We start from the raw sequence: 18751 nt of genomic DNA on the forward strand, positions 1-18751 counted from the left end.
GTCGGGGCGCACCGCGGCCGGAGGCGTCGGGCGCTCTGTGCCAAGGTGGGTGCCATGAGCGACGCCCCTGGTGGCCCCGGCACGGGGCCTGCCGAGCCGAACGGCGGCGAGACCCTGAGCAACAAGGCCGCGAAGAAGCGTCGTCGGCGCGAACCACCGCCGGACCCGGCTCCGCTGGCCGGTCTCGTCGACGCGCACACCCACCTCGCGGCGTGCGGCGGACGCGACGCCGACGCGGTCCGCGCGATCTGCGACCACGCGCAGGCCGTCGGCGTCGACCATGTGGTCACCGTCTCCGACGACATGGTCGACGCGCGCTGGGCGGTCGCGGCCGCGGAATGGGACGATCGGGTCTACGCGGCGGTGGCCTTGCATCCGATGCATGCCGGGGATCTGACCGACGAGACCGCGGCCGAGCTCGAACAGATGGTGCGTCACCCGCGGGTCGTCGCGGTGGGCGAGACGGGTCTCGACTACTACTGGCCCGGGAAGTCCGACGAGTGCGCGCCACCCGGGGTGCAGCATGAGACGTTCCGCTGGCACATCGACCTCGCGAAGCGGGTGGGCAAGCCGCTGATGATCCACAACCGTGAGGCCGACCGGGATCTGCTGGACGTCCTGGCCGCGGAGGGCGCGCCCGAATCCGTGATCATGCACTGCTTCTCCGGTGACCGAAATGTTGCACGCGAATGTGTCGAGCGTGGCTTCATGCTCAGTTTCGCCGGCACTGTGAGCTTCGCCAACGCCGAGGAACTCCGGATCGCGGCCGAACTCGTGCCCGACGACCAGCTTCTCGTCGAGACCGACGCGCCGTTCCTGACCCCGCATCCCTACCGTGGCCAGCCGAATCAGTCGTATTGCCTGCCGTACACGGCGCGGGTGCTCGCCGAGGTGCGCAGGGTGACGGACGCGGAGATGGCACAAACCCTCGGGGCCAACGCGCGCCGGGTGTACGGCATCCCTTTGCCATAATCTGGCCGGTTCGTTATCGTACTGTGATCCGCCTGGCCGGCGTGCAGATCCAGTCGGCCGACGTGGTGCCAGTGTTGCCTATCAGGATGTCGTGCCCTTGCCTTCCTTGCCGAACCCAGAGTCGTCCACCCCGGCGTCGCCAAAAACGGTCTTCTCCAAGATCAACGGATCGAACTCGTTGCGAGTCCGCGTCGCGGTCGGCGCCGTCTGCGCCACCGTCGCGGCCGGCGGGATCATGGGCGTCGCCATGCACAAGAACGTCGCGATCGACGTCGACGGCGACGTTCGGCACGTGTCCACCATGGCGATGTCCGTCGAGAGTCTCCTCGAGTCCGAGGGGCTCGCCCCCGCGGACGGTGACAAGGTGAGCCCCGGCCTGGACTCCGGATTCGGCGACGGCCAGACCATCAAGGTCAACCGGCTCAAGGAGGTAACCCTCGACGTCGAGGGCAAGCCGGAGAGGATCGTCACCAACGCCTCGACCGTCGATCAGCTGCTGGCCGAACGCGGGCTGAGCCACGCCGCCGAGCAGGCCGTCTTCGGCAACGAACTCCCGGTCGACGGCGGCGAGATCGACGTCGCGCTGCCCAAGCCGGTGACTCTCGTCGACGGCCCGGCCAAGAAGCGTCCGACCGTCGCCGCACACACCGTGAGAGATCTGCTCGAGTCACTCGGGACGCCGCTGGGCGCCGAGGACAAGGTCACCCCCGCGGCCGACACCAAGGTCACCCCGAACCTCAAGATCGTCGTCACCCGGATCAAGACCGAGGACGTCACCCTCACCGAGCCCGTCGCTCCGCCGGAGGTCAAGAAAGAGGACCCCACCCTCGTCCGCGATCGCAAGGTGGTCGAGAGGAAGGGGACTCCCGGCGAGGCGCGTGTCACCTACAAGGTCACCACCGTGAACGGCCGGGTCGTCAAGCGCGACAAGCTGACCAGCGAGGTGCTCAGCGAGCCCGTCGCGGCCACCGTCCGCATCGGCACCAAGCCGGGTGCGCCGTTCGTGCCGCCGGGGTCGGTGTGGGACGCGCTCGCCGCGTGTGAGGCGACCGGCAACTGGGCGATCAACACGGGCAACGGCTTCTACGGCGGCGTCCAGTTCGACCAGAACACCTGGGAGCGCTGGGGCGGTCTCGAGTACGCTCCGCGAGCCGACCTCGCCAGCCGCGAGGAGCAGATCGCGATCGCGAAGAAGACCCAGGCGGTCCAGGGCTGGGGCGCGTGGCCGTCCTGCTCGTCCAAGCTGGGCCTGCGCTGATCGACGAGACGCCCGCGGGCACGCCCGACGAGACACCTGCGGGCACGCCCGACGAGACACCTGCGGGCACGCCCGACGAGACACCTGCGGGCACGCCCGACGAAGCCCCGCGCCTGCTCGGACCCGCGCAGATCCGGGAGCTCGCAGCCGAGGTCGGTGTCCGGCCGACCAAGACGCTGGGACAGAACTTCGTCCACGACGCGAACACGGTGCGACGCATCGTCGCGGCGTCGGGTGTCGGCGCCGGCGACACCGTCCTCGAGGTCGGCCCGGGATTGGGCTCGCTCACCCTCGCGCTACTCGGGACGGCCGGCAAGGTCATCGCAATCGAAATCGATCCGGTTCTCGCGCAACGTCTTCCGGACACCATCGCGGAGTACGCGCCGAGCCGGCAGGACAATTTCGAGGTCATCCTCGCCGACGCCCTGCACGTGACGCGCGACGACCTCCCGGTGGTACCGACCGCCCTCGTCGCGAATCTGCCGTACAACGTCTCGGTGCCGGTCCTGTTGCACCTGCTCGGACTGTTCCCCGAGATCACCACCGCGCTCGTGATGGTGCAGGCGGAAGTCGCCGACCGTCTCGCCGCGGGTCCGGGCAGCCGGACCTATGGCGTACCGAGCGTCAAGGCGCGTTACCACGGACGCGTGAGCCGGGCGGGTTCGGTGGGACGCAACGTGTTCTGGCCCGAACCCAAGGTCGAGTCAGGACTCGTCCGCATCGAACGCACCGACGACCATTCGACCGACCCGCTCGACCGGCAGCAGGTGTTCGCCGCGATCGACGCCGCATTCGCCCAGCGCCGCAAGACGATGCGCTCGGCCCTCGCCGGCTGGGCGGGATCGGCGGCCGAAGCCGAACGCCGACTGCGCGAGGCCGGTATCGATCCCGGCGAGCGGGGCGAGAAGCTCGACGTCGACGACTTCGTCCGGCTCGCACGCACCACCTGATCGGGTTTGCTGCCTGCGCCTGCGCCTGACGAAAACCGCCCCTGGAATCCACCCACAGGAGGCGTCGCGGCGACATCGTCGCTCGCGGCCGCCCGCGGGGCGGATCTCAGGGGCGCTTTCGGACTCAGTTCGACGCGGCTCGCAACTTCTCCAGCAGCGCGGGTGCGGCGTCGCGCAGGAACTCGTCTTGCGTGTCGCCCCCGATCTGGACGAGCGCGATGTCGGTGAAGCCGGCCTCCCAGAAGGGTTTCACGGCCTCGACGATCTGATCGAGGTCGGGGCCGCACGGGATGTTGCCAGCGACGTCGTCCGGCGTGACGAACTGGGTTGCGGCGGCGAATCCCGCGGTGGTCCGCAGGTCGGCGTTGACATCCCATCCGCCGGCGAACCACCGGAACTGATCGTGCGCACGTTCGATCGCCTTGTCGCGGTCGGGATCCCAGCTGATGGGGATCTGCCCGATCGCGCGGGACCGCTGTCCGTCGACGGTCGTCGTCGACTGGTGCGCGTTCCAGGCGTTGATGAAGTCGGCGTCGGGTTCGACGGCGATCAGGTGGTCGGCGAGCGGGCCGAACGTCTCGATGCCCGCGTTGCCTGCGACCGCGACACCGATCGGGACCGGCTGATCGGGGAGATCCCAGATCCGGGCGGCGTCGACCTGGAAGAACTCGCCGCGGAAGTCGACGAGCTCGCCGGTGTGCAGCTTGCGGATGATCTCGATGGCCTCGGCGAGCATGTCCTGGCGGTCGGCGACCGACGGCCAGCCCTCGCCGACGACGTGTTCGTTGAGGTTCTCGCCCGAGCCCAGACCGAGGGTGAAGCGACCGTCGGCGAGGATCTGCAGCGTCGCGGCCTTCTGCGCGATGATCGCCGGGTGATAGCGGATCGTCGGGCATGTCACGTACGTCATCAGGTCGACCCGCTCGGTCGCGTGGGCGACGGCTCCCAGGACCGTCCACGCGTACGGTGCGTGACCCTGGGCCGAGAGCCACGGAAAGTAGTGGTCGCTCGACACCTCGAAGTCGAAGCCGGCGTCTTCGGCGCCGACGGCGTACCGCACCAGCTCTTTCGGGCCGGCCTGCTCGGTCATCAGGGTGTAGCCGAATCGCGTTGCCATGGGGTTCTCCTCTGCGAGATCGGTCGCTTCGGTGTAGGCGTTGAGTCGTAGGTCCGAATCCGGGACGCTCGAGACGGTGGTGCCCGGACGGCGGACGTCCGACGACGGGGCGCGGTTCTCGACCCCGGAAACGAGGTGCAGATGCCGGACCACAAAGCGGATGGGTCGATCGACACCGTGCTTCTCGATGTCGACGGTACCCTCGTCGACTCGACCTACCTCCACGCGTTGGCGTGGATGCGGGCCTTCGCGGGCCACGACCTGATCCCGCAGTGGTGGCGGGTGCACCGGGCGATCGGCATGGGCGGCGACCGCCTCGTCGGCGAGATCTGCGGCGACGAGGTGGAGGATTCGCTCGGCGATACGCTCCGCGACGACTGGGAGGGGCACTACCGCCGGCTGCTACCCGACGTCCGTCCGCTCCCCGGCGCAGCCGACCTGGTCCGAGGGTTGCTCGACGCCGGGTATCGGGTGGCTCTCGCGTCGTCGGGGAAGTCGGAGTTCACCGATGCGGCGCTGGAGTCGATGGGGTTGTCGCGGAACGACTTCGCCGCCGTGACGACCTCGGACGACGCCGACTCGTCCAAGCCGGCGCCCGATATCCTGTCGGTCGCACTCGACGAGGCCGGCGGCGGGCGGGCCGTGGTCGTCGGCGACACGGTGTGGGATGTGGCGTCGGCGCACCGGCTGCCGGCGGAGTGCGTTGCGGTGCGCTCCGGCGGGTTCTCGGAGGGTGAGTTGCGCGACTCGGGGGCGGTGCTCGTCGTCGAGCACGTCGGTGAGCTCGTCGACCGCGACTGGCGTCCCTGAGCGACGGCGTCGATTGGCGCGAGGCCGACCCCGGGGCGCTAGTCTGGATCATTGTGTCGCGTACGTCGCTGTCGGTGGTGTCGGACTCCGTCACCGCACGGGCTCCGTCGAAGGTCAATCTGCACCTCGGGGTCGGTCCGCGCCGCGAGGACGGGTATCACGACCTGGTCACCGTCTTCCAGGCGCTGTCCCTGCACGACGACATCCGGGTGGCCCGTGCGAACGAGACGACCGTGACCGTCCGCGGTGAAGGCGCCGGGTCGGTCCCGGCCGACGAGTCCAATCTCGCGGTACGCGCGGCGTTGGCACTGGCCGACTGGGCGGACCGGTCCGGCAAGGTCGCCATCGACATCGACAAGACGATCCCGGTGGCCGGCGGCATGGCCGGTGGCAGCGCCGACGCCGCGGGGGCGCTCGTCGCACTCGCCGCCCTCTGGAAACTCGACATCGGCCGGGACGACCTCGCCACGATCGCCGCGGGTCTGGGCAGCGACGTCCCGTTCGCGTTGCATGGCAACACCGCGCTCGGCACCGGGCGCGGCGAACGGTTGATGCAGGTCCTCTCCCGCGGGGAATTCCACTGGGTCCTGGCACTCGCGCGCGAAGGGCTGTCCACGCCGGCGGTGTACCGCGAACTGGATCGGTTGCGCGGCAGCCGTTCTGGCGAGTGCGCCGACGACGACGAACGCGACCTGCTCCGACGCCCCGACGAACTGATGCAGGCGCTGGCGTCGGGCGACCCGCGCGCGGTGGCGCCGCTGCTGCACAACGATCTACAGCCCGCTGCGCTCTCGCTGCAGCCGACGCTCCGCCGGACGCTGCGCGCCGGGATCGACGCCGGAGCGCTGGGCGGCATCGTGTCGGGGTCGGGTCCGACGTGCGCCTTCCTGTGCGCCGACGAGACCAGCGCGGTGAACGTCGCCGCGGAACTGTCCGGCGCCGGAGTTGCTCGATCGGTCCGAACCGCCAGCGGTCCGGCTGCCGGGACGCGAGTCCTGGGAGCCGATCTCCGGCGCTGATCACCTACGGTTGATCGATGCCCCGTAGACCCTTCGCAGTCGTCGCGTCGACCGTCGTCGCCCTGCTGCTCGGGCTGTCGGCGGTCGCCGTGCCGGGCTCCGCCGTGGCCGCCGCACCCGCCGACGGGTTCGTGTTCACCACCGCCGAGGTCGCCGACGACGAACTCCCGTCGGCGGCCCGAGCGGGGACCCGGATCACCTACGCGACGCGCGATCAGAACGGACGTCCGGCGATGTCGAGCGGCGTGTACTGGGTGCCCGAAGGCGTGCCGCCCGCCGGCGGCTGGCCGATCGTCTCCTGGGCGCACGGGACGGTGGGCCTTTCCGATGAGTGCGCGCCGACCCTGCACCGCCTCGGCGACGGCGTCGAGGCGCCGGTGCGGGCGGCACTCGACGCCGGCTACGCGGTCACCGCCACCGACTACGCCGGGCTCGGATCGGCGGGGGAGACGGAGTACCTCGGCGGCCGGGCGGCCGCGTATTCGGTACTCGACATGATCCGTGCGGCACGGTCGGTCGACCCCTCACTCGGGTCGCGGTGGGTGTCGACGGGTCATTCGCAGGGCGGTCACGCCGCGCTGCATGCGGGCCGCCTCGCCGCGGAGCACGCACCCGAACTGCCGGTCGCCGGCATCGTCGCGATCGCCCCGGTGTCGTCGCTGGAGAACCTCTTCGGACTGTTCGGCCCCCGCGTCCCGGGCCTCGGCGCGCTGAATGTCCTGAGTGCGCCGTTCCTGTTCACCCTCGCCGGTCTCGACCACGCCCATCCGGAGCTCGGTGTCGCCGACTTCCTGACCGCCGACGGCAAGCGTTTCCTCGACCGGGCGCGCGCCCGGTGCAACGGCGATCTGGTCGACGCGCTGCGGTCGGTGTCACCGGGTTCACTCGTCGCGTCGTCGTTCACCGACGAGCAGGAGTTCCGGGACGCCCTGCGCGAGTACGCAGAGGTCCCCGCGTCCGGATACCCGGCGAAAGTCACCCTCGCACACGGGTTTCTCGATCCGGTTCTGCCCTACCCGCTGTCCCGGTCCCTGCGGTCGGCGATGCGCGACGCGGGCACCGACGTCGACCTCAAGACCTACGCGCGTGCCGATCACAGCAGCGTCGTCGACGAGTCGCTGCCCGACGTGATGACAGCGATCCGGGAGTCGTTCGGCCGCTGACGAGATCCTTCGCCGACGACGACCGGCCCGGGCCGCCGGTCATTCGAGGGCTTCGCCGAGCTCCATCCAGCGGTCCTCGACCTCGGCCAGCTCGGTCTCCATGGCGCGGATGCGTTCGGTCTCGGCGGCGAGCCCCTGGTAGTCGGACTGATCATGGTCGGCCAGCGCCGCTCGCGCGGAGTCGATCGTGCTGTGCAACTTGTCGATCCGACGCTCCAGGGCGGCCAGCTCCTTGTTCGCCGCGCGCAGCTCCGCGCCGCTCAGGGCCGAACCCGACCCACCGCCCGTCGACGTCGAACGGCCCGAACCCGAACCGCCCGAACCCGATCCGGAGGCGGCCGCCTTCGACTGCGCCGCACGGAGTTTCAGAAACTCGTCGACCCCGTTCGGGAGGTGTCGCAACTTGCCGTCGAGGACGGCGAACTGCTGATCGGTGACCCGTTCGAGGAAGTACCGGTCGTGCGAGACGACGATGAGCGTGCCCGGCCAGGAATCGAGGAGATCCTCGAGCGCGGCGAGCATGTCGGTGTCGAGGTCGTTGGTCGGCTCGTCGAGGATCAGCACGTTCGGGGCGTCGAGGAGGATCAGCAGCAGCTGCAGGCGTCGCTTCTGTCCGCCGGACAGATCGCGGACCGGGGTGGAGAGCTGCGCGCTGTCGAAGCCCAGCCGTTCGAGCAGCTGCGATGCCGAGAGTTCCTGGGCCTTCGACCCGGCGCCGAAGGTGTAGGTGGTCTGCAGTTCCGTGATCACCACGCGGACCGGATCGTCGAGGTACCGGTCGAGGTCGTCGAGGCGCTGCGTGAGGGTCGCGACCTTGACCGTCTTGCCGCGCTTGACCCGTCCGCCGGTCGGCTCCACCGTCCCGGCGATGAGACCGAGCAGCGTGGATTTGCCCGCGCCGTTGACCCCGAGGATGCCGGTGCGCTCACCCGGCGCGAGCCGCCACTCGACGCCGTCGAGGACATTGCGCTCGCCGTAGGACACCGACACGTCGAGCAGGTCGACGACGTCTTTGCCGAGACGTGCGGTGGCCAGGGACTGCAGGGCGACGGTGTCGCGAACCGGCGGTACGTCGGCGATCAGTGCGTTGGCCGCGTCGATCCGGAACTTCGGCTTGGATGTCCGTGCCGGGGCGCCCCGACGCAACCAGGCCAGTTCCTTGCGTGCCAGGTTCTGCCGGCGCGCCTCGATGGTCGCGGCCTGCCGGTCGCGTTCGACGCGCTGCAGGATGTAGGCGGCGTATCCGCCCTCGAACGGTTCGACTATCCGGTCGTGTACCTCCCAGGTGACGGTGCAGACCTCGTCGAGGAACCACCGGTCGTGGGTGACGACCATCAGTCCGCCGGCGTTGGCCGGCCAGCGGCGCTTGAGGTGCTGTGCGAGCCAGGTGATGGCCTCGACGTCGAGGTGGTTGGTCGGCTCGTCCAGCGCGAGGACGTCGTGCTCACCGGCCAGCAGCCGTGCCAGGGACACCCGGCGTCGCTGACCACCCGACAGTGACGCGGTGGGCGCGGTCCACTCGACGTCCCCGAGTAGTCCCCCGATGACGTCGCGGACGCGGGCGTCGCCCGCCCATTCGTGTTCGGGACGGTCACCGACGACGGCGTGCCCGACGGTCTCGTCGTCGTCGAAGACGTCGACCTGATCCAGGACGCCGACACGCACGCCGCCCCGGACGGTGACGCGACCGGAATCGGGCTGCATCCGTCCGGCGAGCATCGCCAGCAGGCTCGACTTGCCGTCGCCGTTGCGCCCGACGATGCCGATGCGGTCGCCCTCGTTGACGCCGAGGGACACCGACTCGAAGACCTTGGTGGTCGGGTATTCCAGGCCTAGGGTTTCCGCGCCGAGTAGATGAGCCACCCGACAAACGCTAGTGGGTGCCCGGTGTCGGGCTAACGGCGGATGGCCCCGTTGATCATGGCTGCGAAGGCGACGGCGCCGGCCTGGTTGACGTGGAATGGCAGGGCGATGCGATTCGACAGCGAGCTCTCGTACCAGGGGCTGATCAGGTTGCACGCATCGTGCCCCGCCGATCGGCGGTTGGCGTCGATGAAGGTGCCACCGACCTTGGTCGACGCCCGCCAGAGCGCGCCGTTGGCGCGGTTGAAGACCTCACGCATCCACCGGGCGTCGGGGTCGCTCAGCGGGACGAGCGGCCAGCACCCGCTGAACCCGATGAAGCCACCCAGGCCGACGACGATGATCTGGGCGTTGGGTGCCTTCTTCCGGACTGCGCGCAGCGCCGGGGTCACCCGGCTCTCCATCAGGTCGATCCGACGCCGGACCTCGTTCTCGAGGCCGCGGTTGTGGCGGCAGCGCCGGTCGGTGAACGCGGGCGTCCGGCATTGGTTCAGGATCGCGTTCCACCGCATGTCGTTGCCGCCGATGCTCACCGTGATCAGTTGCGCGTCGCGCGGGACCAGATGCAGCTGAATCGGCTTCGTGCCACCGCTGGTGTGTTGGGGGGCCTGGTACAGGTGCGCCGCCTGGGCGCCCGCGCACGAGGCGTCGACGAAACGTCGCGGCAGAGTGGCCCCGGCGACGAGGGTCGGGTAGTTGAACGCCGACCGCTTGCAGCCGCCGAAATACGCGGGGGTTGGGGTGTAGAAGCTCCCGGACGCACGCGAATCACCGAGCGCCACGTAGGTGCCACCGGTGTAGCGCGCCGGGGCCGCCTGCGCGGGCGCGGAAACTGCTGCCATCAGCGACACCACGAACGCGGTGACCAGCACCGTCGCCAATACTCGGACCCCACCCCGGACAAACCCCACCAACGCACACCACTTCCGCTACCCGCCGATTGCTCAGGGAATCTTAAGGCACGACCGGCGGACGGGAAACCGGACTGGGCTGAGCGTTCACCGGGGTTGTCGGTACGCATCGGTCGACTGTTACCGCGGGCTGCGCGAACCCTGCCGGGGGCGTGAGCGGCGGATATCACACGAGCAGGCTGAAGACCACCCGTAGGAAACGGACAGCTGCCGATGGGTCGCCCGGCCCGGCTCCGTGGGGTGGTTTTCAGGGAGCGACAGTCGGAGCGGCGACCTGCATGACACCTACAGGCCGAGGTCCTTGGCGATGATCGTCTTCATGACCTCGCTGGTGCCACCGTAGATGCGGGTGACGCGGGTGTCTGCGTACAGCCGGGCGATCGGGTACTCCAGGACGTAGCCGTACCCGCCGTGCAACTGCAGGCACTTGTCGATGACCTTGCCGGCGGTCTCGGTGGCGAACAGCTTCGCGCGGGCCGCGTCCGGGACGGTGAGTTCGCCCTCGTTGTGGAGTTCGAGTGCGCGGTCGACGATCGCGCGGATCGCCTCGACCTCGGCAGAGCACTCGGCAAGCACGAACTTGGTGTTCTGGAACGCGGCAACGGGTTTGCCGAAGACGTCGCGCTCCTTGGTGTAGGCGATCGCATGCTGGACGGCTGCCGCGGCGGTGGCCGACGCCCCGATGGCGATGGTGAGTCGTTCCTGCGCGAGGTTGTGCGCGAGGTACGAGAACCCGGCTCCCTCCTCGCCGAGCCGGTCGGACACGGGAACCTCGACCGAACTGAACGAGAGTTCGGCGGTGTCGGAGGCCTTGAGTCCGATCTTCTCGATCTTGCGGCCCACCGAGAATCCCTCGGACTTGGTGTCCACCACCAGGATCGACAATCCGGCACGACGGTTCTCGGGATCGAACGGTGCGGTCCGGGCGACGACGAGGACGCGATCGGCGAGTGCGCCGCCGGTGATGAACGTCTTCGCGCCGTCGAGTACGTAGTGCGATCCGTCCTCGGACAGCTTGGCGGTGGTCGAGATGTTGGCGAGATCAGAACCGGTGCCGGGTTCGGTCATCGCGATCGCGAACATCAGCTCGCCGGAACAGAATCCGGGCAGCCAGCGCTGCTTCTGCTCGTCGGTGGCGTACTCGACGAGGTAGGGGAGGATCAGGTTCGAGTGCACCGAGTAGCTGCCGAAGGTGACACCCGCGGCCGAGGTCTCCTCGGCGATCACCATCGAGTAGGTGAAGTCGGAGACACCGCCGCCGCCGTACTCCTCGGGCGCCTCGATGCCCAGGACGCCGAGTTCGCCGAGCCGGTTGTAGAACTCACGCGGCGGATGTCCCTGTTTCTCCCAGTCGTGATAGACGGGCGCGACCTCCTTGGCGATGAAGTCCCGGACGGTCTTGCGGAACGATTCGTGGTCCTCGGTGAAGATGCGACGCTGCATGTGGTCCCTCGAAACTGTTGTGGGCGGACGGGTCTGACGACATTCGACTCGCGGCGGTCATTTCTCGCGATATTCGCGCAGGAGTCCCTTGGAGATGATCTGTTTCTGTATTTCGCTGGTGCCCTCGCCGATCAGCAGGAAGGGTGCGTCGCGCATCAGCCGCTCGATCTCGAACTCCTTCGAATAGCCGTAGCCACCGTGGATTCGAAAGCTGGCCTGGGTGACCTCGGCGCAGTACTCGCTGCACAGGTACTTGGCCATCCCGGCGGCGACGTCGTTGCGCTCGCCCGAGTCCTTCAGGCGTGCCGCATTGACCATCATCAGGTGCGCGGCCTCGACTTTCGTCGCCATCTCGGCCAGCGAGAACGCGATGGCCTGGTGTTCGGCGATGGGCTTGCCGAAGGTGGATCGCTGCTGCGCATACTTCACGCCGAGTTCGAATGCGCGCTGGGCGATCCCGCACGCGCGGGCGGAGACGTTGACGCGGCCGACCTCGACGCCGTCCATCATGTGCGCGAACCCGCGGCCGGGCTCGCCGCCGAGGATGTCGGACGCGGGTGCGCGATAGCCGTCGAAGATCAGCTCGGTGGTGTCGATGCCCTTGTAGCCCATCTTGTCCAGCTTCCGCGGGATCGTCAGCCCGGGCCGCACCTCGCCGAAACCGGCGGGCTTTTCGACGAGGAAGGCGGTCAGGTTCTTGTGCGGTTTCTCGTTGCCCTCGTCGGTCCGGACCAGCGCGGCAACGAGAGTCGACGATCCGCCGTTGGTCAGCCACATCTTCTGTCCGTCGATGATGTATCCGTCGTCTCCGTCGCGCTTGGCGCTCGTCTTGATCGCCGCCACGTCCGACCCCAGTTCCGGTTCGGACATCGAGAACGCGCCGCGCACCTCGCCGGTCGCCATCCGGGGGAGGAACCGCTGCTTCTGGTCGTCGGTCCCGTGCTGCCGGATCATGTACGCCACGATGAAATGGGTGTTGATCACCCCGGACACACTCATCCAGCCGCGTGCCAGTTCCTCGACGCACAGCGCATAGGTCAGCAGGGATTCGCCGAGCCCGCCGTACTCCTCGGGGATCATCAGACCGAACAAGCCCATCTCGGCCATGCCGTCGACGATGGCCTGTGGGTACTCGTCGGCGTGCTCGAGTTCCTGCGCGGTGGGGATGATCTGTTTGTCGACGAACGAGCGGACATTGGCCAGGATCTCCGTCTGGATCTCGGTGAGGCCGAGGGTCTGCGCGAGGCGGGTCATGGTGGTGGCTTGTCTCCGAAGTCGGTCGGGGTGCGATCGCACCGTCGGGCGGGCGCGTGTGCGACTTCACACAGGTCCGTCTCACAGCATGCACTCCTCGACCGCGCTGAAGTAGTCGCGCTGAACTAAGGGAGCGATAGCGCGAGCCAATGGCACGCGCGCCTCCCATAGGCAGGGCCTCATCGACCGTGAGTGTGAACCGACTTGTCTGCCAAGCGCCCCGGTGGTCGGCTCGTGAGAACGGGCGATCACGTCCGCCGGCGTCGTACACGTCTGACACAACCGTCATCCTTGCCCCGACATCGAGGAGTCCTCATGCGTGATGCAGTGATCGTCGACGCGGTCCGCGCGCCCATCGGCCGCCGTCGCGGCGCCCTGTCCGGTATCCATCCCGCCGACCTGTCGGCCCATGTACTCGAGGCGCTCGTCGAGCGGACCGGCATCGATCCGGCTGTCGTCGACGACGTCGTCTGGGGCTGCGTCAGCCAGACCGCCGAGCAAGCGGGCAACGTCGCGCGAACGGCCGTGCTCGCCGCCGGCTGGCCCGAGAGTGTCCCCGGAACCACCGTCACGCGCGCCTGCGGGTCGAGCCAGCAGGCGGTCAGCATGGCGGCCGCGGCGGTCGCCTCGGGCCAGCAGGACGTCGTCATCGCCGGCGGCGTCGAGTCGATGAGCCGGGTCCCGATGGGCAGCGCCGCGCCGAACGGCGAGCACCAGCCGCCCACGGTCCTCGACCGTTACGGCGTCGACAGGTTCAGCCAGGGGATCGGCGCCGAGATGGTCGCCGCGAAGTGGGGATTGGATCGCACTCGCCTCGACGAGTACTCTCTGCGATCACACGACCTCGCCGCGCAGGCGGCCGACCGCGGCGCCTTCGACGCCCAGCTGGCCCCGATCCCGGGAGTGCTCGAGGGCGACGAGGGAATCCGGCGCGGCGGCACCCTCGAGTCGTTGGCCAAGCTCGCGCCGGCCTTCAGCGAGGACGGCGTCATCCACGCCGGCAACTCCTCGCAGATCTCCGACGGGTCCGGTGCCCTGTTGATCATGTCCGGCGAGACCGCGAAGTCGCACGGTCTCACGCCGATCGCCCGAATCCACACCGCGGTCGTCGCCGCCGATGATCCGGTGATCATGCTGACCGGGCCGATCCCGGCAACGGCGAAGGCGCTCAAGCGTTCGGGGCTGTCGATCGACGACATCGGCGCCTTCGAGATCAACGAGGCGTTTGCCCCGGTGCCACTGGCCTGGCAGGCCGAGACCGGCGCCGACATCGAGAGACTCAACCCGCTGGGCGGCGCGATCGCGGTCGGCCACCCCCTGGGCGGGTCCGGCGCGATCCTCATGACCCGGCTCGTCCATCACATGCGCGACAACGGGATTCGATACGGCCTGCAGTCGATGTGCGAGGCCGGCGGGATGGCCAACGCCACCATTCTCGAACTGATCTGACCACGGAGCCTCCGCCCTGAGATGCGAGGAGCGCAGGCGGTCCCGTCTGCTCCCTGAGGTGCGGGGAGCGTCGGCGGCCCCCTCTGCTCCCTGAGGTGCGAGGAGCGTAAGCGACGAGCCTCGAAGGGTCTCGTACGGCGACCCGCCAGACCCTTCGTGACGCTCGCAAGCTCGCTCCTCAGGGGGCAGGGTCGGGCTCGCAAGCTCGCTCCTCAGGGGGCAGGGTCGGGCTCGCAAGCTCGCTCCTCAGGGGGCAGGTCGGGCTCGCAAGCTCGCTCCTCCGGGAGCAGCAAACATCACCACGAAAGGTACTGAACAACAATGGAACTCAACGGACTGTCGGTGGCGATCACCGGTGGCGCATCCGGTCTCGGCCTCGCGACGGCCCGACGTGTCATCGACGCCGGCGGCCTGGTCACCCTGATCGATCTGCCGACCTCGGACGGACAGGCCGTGGCCGACGGGCTCGGCACCGCGGCCTCGTTCGCCGCCGCCGACATCACCGATCCCGAACAGTTCGCCGCCGCACTCGATGTCGCCGACGACCGCGGTGGCCTGCGCGGACTGGTGCACTGTGCCGGAGCCGGCCGGCGCATGCGCATCCTCGACAAGGAGGGCAGGGCGGGTTCGGTCGAGGACTTCGAGTTCGTCGTCAAGCTGAACCTCGTCGGGTCGTACCATGCGCTGTCGCTGGGCGCGGAACGCATCGCGCGGCTCGAGCCGATCGAGGGCGAACGCGGCGCCATCATCATGACCGCGTCGGTTGCGGCGTTCGAGGGACAGATCGGCCAGATCAACTATGCGGCATCGAAGGCGGGCATCGTCGGGATGACGTTGGTCGCGGCCCGCGACCTGGCCGGCAAGCTCATCCGGGTGAACACCATCGCTCCCGGCACGATGGACACCCCGCTGCTGGCACGCCTGCGCGACGACGTGCGTGCGTCACTGGAGGCGAGCATCCCCCATCCGGCACGACTGGGCCGGCCGGAGGAATTCGGGCAGCTCGCGGCCTCGATCCTGGAGAACTCCTATCTCAACGGCGAGACCATCCGCCTCGACGGGGCGATCCGGATGGCACCGCGCTGAGCCGACCGATTCGAGAATCAGCGCTGGGCCCGTTTGACCAGGTTGCGTCCGATGATGAGCCGCTGGATCTCGCTGGTGCCCTCGTACAGGCGGAGCAACCGCACCTCGCGGTAGATGCGCTCCACCGGGACGTCGCGCATGTAGCCGCTGCCGCCGTGGATCTGGACCGCGAGATCGGCGACCTTGCCGACCATCTCGGTGCAGAACAGCTTGGCGGCGGACGGGGCGATGCGCCGGTCGGTGTCGTCGACCCAGGCGCGGGCCGCTTCGCGGACCAGTGCTCGCCCGGCCATCACGCCGGACTGCTGGTCGGCGAGCATGGCCTGTACCAACTGGAACTCGCCGATCGCGGTACCGCCCTGGGTCGCCGTCGCGGCCCACGACACCGACTCGTCGAGGGCGCGCTGCGCGGTGCCCACCGAGAGGGCGGCGATGTGAACCCGGCCGCGCGCCAGGCTCATCATCGCGGCCTTGTAGCCCACGTCCTCGCTGCCACCGACCAGCGCCGACGCCGGGACACGTACATCGTCGAAGTGCACGTCGGCGGTCCAGGCGCCCTCCTGGCCCATCTTGCGGTCCTTGGCGCCCACGCTGAGCCCCGCGGCGTCGGCGGGGACGAGGAACACCGCGATGCCGGTGCCGTCGTCGTCGGCCGGGCGGGTTCGGGCGAACACGACGAACAGATCGGCCAGCGGGGCGTTGGTGATGAACCGTTTCTCGCCGGTGATCACCCAGTCGTCGCCGTCGCGGACGGCCTTCGTGCGCAGTCCGGCCGGGTCGGAGCCGGCCCCCGGCTCGGTCAGCGCGAACGAGGCGACCACCTCGCCGGACGCGATCTTCTCCAGCCACGCGGTCTTCTGCTCATCGGTGCCGAAGTGCACGAGTACCTGGCCGGCGATGCCGTTGTTGGTGCCGAACATCGACCGCAGCGCCAGGGAGGTGTATCCCAGTTCCAGCGCGAGTTCGACGTCCTGGGTCAGGTCGAGGCCCAGACCGCCCCATTCCTGCGGGATGGCGTAGCCGAAAAGACCCATGTCCTTGGCCGTCTGGCGGATGCCGTCCGGGATCGCGTCCGTGTCGAGGATCTCCTGCTCACGCGGGACCACCACCTCGCGGACGAACTCACGCGTCGCGGCGAGAATGTCGGCGAAATCCTCGGGTCCCACCTGGGAGGTCGAGGCTGGTTGCATCACACCGGTCATGCGCCCACTCTTGCGCGTTCGCACCTCGGCCGTCCAATACGAAACCGGGATCGATCCGATAGCCGCTGCGTATGAGCGTGGAGGGGTTCGACGGGGGACGATCTCGATAGATTGAGTTCACCCACCCGCCGGCGCGGCGCCCTGTCGCTGTTCGCCGTTCGCTCTCCACCGACCCCGCGGGGCGGTGGGACCCCGGAAGGACGACACGACACATGTCACGCACCACCGCGCAGCCGCTGCTCGAAGGACGTACCGCCGTCGTGACCGGTGGCGCGCAGGGCATCGGTTTCGAGATCGCCAGATCGTTCGTCGAGGCCGGCGCTCGAGTCGTCCTCGGCGATCTCGGCCTCGACGCCGCGCAGGCTGCCGCGGACGAACTCGGCGGTAGCGAGGTGGCCCGGGCGGTGCGGTGTGACGTCGTCGACGCGGCCGAGGTCGACGCACTGCTGGCGACGGCGGTCGAGGTCTTCGGGTCTCTCGACGTCGTGGTGAACAACGCGGGGATCACCCGGGACGCCACGATGCGCACGATGACCGAGGAGGATTTCGACCAGGTCATCTCGGTGCATCTCAAAGGCACCTGGAACGGCACGCGTAAGGCGGCGGCCATCATGCGCGAGGCCAAGCGCGGTGCGATCGTGAACATCTCATCGCTGTCGGGCAAGGTCGGCATGGTCGGGCAGACGAACTACTCGGCGGCCAAGGCGGGCATCGTCGGCCTCACCAAGGCCGCGGCCAAGGAGATGGCCCATCACGGCGTACGGGTCAACGCGATACAGCCCGGTCTGATCCGGTCGGCGATGACCGAGGCCATGCCACAGAAGGCATGGGATCAGAAGATGGCGGAGATCCCGATGCGACGCGCCGGTGAGGTCGCTGAGGTCGCGAGCGTCGCGTTGTTCCTGGCGTCGGACATGTCGTCGTACATGACGGGCACCGTCCTCGAGGTGACCGGCGGCCGCTTCATGTGAGAGTCGCTCTCACCCAGACAACTTCGCACCATCGAACCCGAAAGGTCACCCCCAATGCGCGACGTCGTCATCTGCGAACCGGTACGGACCCCGATCGGCCGCTACGGCGGGATGTTCAAGAATCTCACCGCTGTCGATCTCGGGGTCGCCGCGTTGACGGGGATGCTCGATCGCACCGGACTCGACCCGGGGAAGGTCGAGGACGTCATCCTCGGTCACTGCAACGGCAACAGCGAGGCGCCCGCCCTGGGACGAGTGATCGCCCTCGACGCGGGGTTGCCGATCACGGTGGGCGGCATGCACATCGACCGTCGTTGCGGCTCGGGACTGCAGGCCGTCATCCAGGCCGCGTACCAGGTGTCGTCGGGCGACAACGACGTGGTGGTCGCCGGTGGTGCCGAATCGATGAGCAATGCGTCGTTCTACTCGGTGGACATGCGGTGGGGTGGTGCACGAACCGGGATCGCCATGCACGACAGTCTGGTTCGCGCCCGCTCGACCGCCGGCGGAAAGAACTACCCGGTGCCCGGCGGCATGATCGAGACGGCCGAGAACCTGCGCGAGGAGTATGAGATCTCCCGGGAAGAGCAGGACGAGCTGGCTGTGGCATCGCACGAACGAGCGGTCCGCGCTCAGAAGGACGGCGTCCTGGCCGAGGAGATCATCCCGGTCACCGTTCCCTCGCGAGGACGCGACCAGGTCATCGACACCGACGAGCATCCGCGCCCCGATGTCTCGGTGGAATCGTTGTCGAAGCTCAAGCCGATCATGGGCAAGACGGACCCGGATGCGACGGTGACGGCGGGCAACGCCAGCGGCCAGAACGACGCCGCGTCGATGGCGATCGTGACCACGCCCGAGGTCGCCGAGAAGCTGGGTCTGCGCCCGCTGGTCAAGCTCGTGTCCTGGGGTCTGGCCGGGGTACCGCCGCGCACCATGGGGATCGGGCCGGTGCCCGCGACCGAGAAGGCCCTCGCGAAGGCCGGACTGACGCTCGCCGACATCGACGTCATCGAACTCAACGAGGCCTTCGCCGCGCAGGCGCTCGCCGTCACCCGCGAGTGGGGTTTCGGCCGGTTCGGCGCCGGCGGCGATTTCGATCGCACCAACGTCCATGGCTCGGGAATCTCACTGGGACATCCGGTCGGGGCCACCGGCGGCCGCATGCTGGCCTCGCTGGCGCGCGAGCTGCACCGGCGCGGGGCGCGATACGGTCTGGAGACGATGTGCATCGGCGGTGGTCAGGGACTCGCGGCGGTCTTCGAACGCGTCGGCTGACCCCA

16 protein-coding genes are annotated in these 18751 nt (G+C 68.9%); 10 read left to right on the forward strand and 6 right to left on the reverse strand.

Annotated features, from left to right (window positions below; all coding sequences use genetic code 11):
- Nucleotides 1–54 precede the first annotated feature (54 nt).
- The 3 genes from AC3B5T_RS14005 (at nt 55) to rsmA (ending at nt 3180) form a co-directional block, all read left to right on the forward strand.
- Entirely contained in the window at nt 55–972 is a 918-nt protein-coding gene (locus tag AC3B5T_RS14005) for a TatD family hydrolase (RefSeq protein WP_488357568.1), read from the forward strand.
- A 91-nt stretch (nt 973–1063) separates the two neighbouring features.
- Nucleotides 1064–2230, forward strand: coding sequence for a resuscitation-promoting factor (locus AC3B5T_RS14010; RefSeq protein ID WP_488357570.1), 1167 nt, complete (start codon nt 1064–1066; stop codon nt 2228–2230).
- On the forward strand, nt 2194–3180 hold the full coding sequence (rsmA, locus tag AC3B5T_RS14015) for a 16S rRNA (adenine(1518)-N(6)/adenine(1519)-N(6))-dimethyltransferase RsmA (protein ID WP_488357572.1): 987 nt from the start codon (nt 2194–2196) through the stop codon (nt 3178–3180). Before AC3B5T_RS14010 ends, rsmA begins: the two co-directional genes overlap by 37 nt.
- A gap of 124 nt (nt 3181–3304) precedes the next feature.
- Here rsmA and AC3B5T_RS14020 read toward each other — a convergent pair whose 3' ends face one another.
- Nucleotides 3305–4297 (reverse strand): LLM class F420-dependent oxidoreductase, encoded by a 993-nt coding sequence (locus AC3B5T_RS14020; RefSeq protein ID WP_055475297.1) that lies wholly within the window; start codon nt 4295–4297, stop codon nt 3305–3307.
- 141 nt (nt 4298–4438) lie between these two features.
- Here AC3B5T_RS14020 and AC3B5T_RS14025 point away from each other — a divergent pair, with 141 nt between their 5' ends.
- Genes AC3B5T_RS14025 through AC3B5T_RS14035 form a run of 3 tightly spaced genes read left to right on the forward strand, consistent with a single transcriptional unit; the run spans nt 4439 to nt 7289 of the window.
- A complete protein-coding gene (locus tag AC3B5T_RS14025; protein WP_055475358.1) occupies nt 4439–5107 on the forward strand; it encodes an HAD family hydrolase in 669 nt (222 codons plus the stop codon).
- Between the two features lie 53 nt (nt 5108–5160).
- Nucleotides 5161–6126, forward strand: a complete 966-nt coding sequence (locus AC3B5T_RS14030; RefSeq protein WP_010844377.1) for a 4-(cytidine 5'-diphospho)-2-C-methyl-D-erythritol kinase — start codon at nt 5161–5163, stop codon at nt 6124–6126.
- 17 nt (nt 6127–6143) lie between these two features.
- Entirely contained in the window at nt 6144–7289 is a 1146-nt protein-coding gene (locus AC3B5T_RS14035; RefSeq protein WP_488357574.1) for an alpha/beta hydrolase, read from the forward strand.
- A gap of 39 nt (nt 7290–7328) precedes the next feature.
- Here the strand turns inward: AC3B5T_RS14035 and AC3B5T_RS14040 are convergent, their stop codons facing one another.
- From AC3B5T_RS14040 to AC3B5T_RS14055, 4 genes are all read right to left on the reverse strand, one after another.
- Nucleotides 7329–9152, reverse strand: coding sequence for an ABC-F family ATP-binding cassette domain-containing protein (locus tag AC3B5T_RS14040; RefSeq protein WP_488357578.1), 1824 nt, complete (start codon nt 9150–9152; stop codon nt 7329–7331).
- A gap of 32 nt (nt 9153–9184) precedes the next feature.
- Nucleotides 9185–9994, reverse strand: a complete 810-nt coding sequence (locus tag AC3B5T_RS14045) for an SGNH/GDSL hydrolase family protein (RefSeq protein ID WP_488357580.1) — start codon at nt 9992–9994, stop codon at nt 9185–9187.
- 354 nt (nt 9995–10348) lie between these two features.
- Nucleotides 10349–11506, reverse strand: a complete 1158-nt coding sequence (locus AC3B5T_RS14050; protein ID WP_488357581.1) for an acyl-CoA dehydrogenase family protein — start codon at nt 11504–11506, stop codon at nt 10349–10351.
- 57 nt (nt 11507–11563) lie between these two features.
- On the reverse strand, nt 11564–12760 hold the full coding sequence (locus tag AC3B5T_RS14055) for an acyl-CoA dehydrogenase family protein (protein ID WP_488357582.1): 1197 nt from the start codon (nt 12758–12760) through the stop codon (nt 11564–11566).
- A 315-nt stretch (nt 12761–13075) separates the two neighbouring features.
- On the opposite strand from AC3B5T_RS14055, the gene AC3B5T_RS14060 reads away from it, so the two are divergent.
- On the forward strand, nt 13076–14209 hold the full coding sequence (locus tag AC3B5T_RS14060) for a thiolase family protein (RefSeq protein WP_010844267.1): 1134 nt from the start codon (nt 13076–13078) through the stop codon (nt 14207–14209).
- Nucleotides 14210–14530: 321 nt separating this feature from the next.
- A complete protein-coding gene (locus AC3B5T_RS14065; protein WP_488357583.1) occupies nt 14531–15295 on the forward strand; it encodes an SDR family NAD(P)-dependent oxidoreductase in 765 nt (254 codons plus the stop codon).
- Between the two features lie 17 nt (nt 15296–15312).
- Here the strand turns inward: AC3B5T_RS14065 and AC3B5T_RS14070 are convergent, their stop codons facing one another.
- Nucleotides 15313–16497 (reverse strand): acyl-CoA dehydrogenase family protein, encoded by a 1185-nt coding sequence (locus AC3B5T_RS14070; RefSeq protein ID WP_488357585.1) that lies wholly within the window; start codon nt 16495–16497, stop codon nt 15313–15315.
- A gap of 212 nt (nt 16498–16709) precedes the next feature.
- Here AC3B5T_RS14070 and fabG point away from each other — a divergent pair, with 212 nt between their 5' ends.
- Together fabG and AC3B5T_RS14080 are read left to right on the forward strand one after the other, a co-directional pair.
- Nucleotides 16710–17468, forward strand: a complete 759-nt coding sequence (gene fabG, locus AC3B5T_RS14075; RefSeq protein ID WP_488357586.1) for a 3-oxoacyl-ACP reductase FabG — start codon at nt 16710–16712, stop codon at nt 17466–17468.
- A gap of 54 nt (nt 17469–17522) precedes the next feature.
- Nucleotides 17523–18746 (forward strand): acetyl-CoA C-acetyltransferase, encoded by a 1224-nt coding sequence (locus AC3B5T_RS14080; protein ID WP_488357587.1) that lies wholly within the window; start codon nt 17523–17525, stop codon nt 18744–18746.
- Nucleotides 18747–18751: the final 5 nt, after the last annotated feature.

Source organism: Gordonia sp. G4, assembly GCF_057770005.1.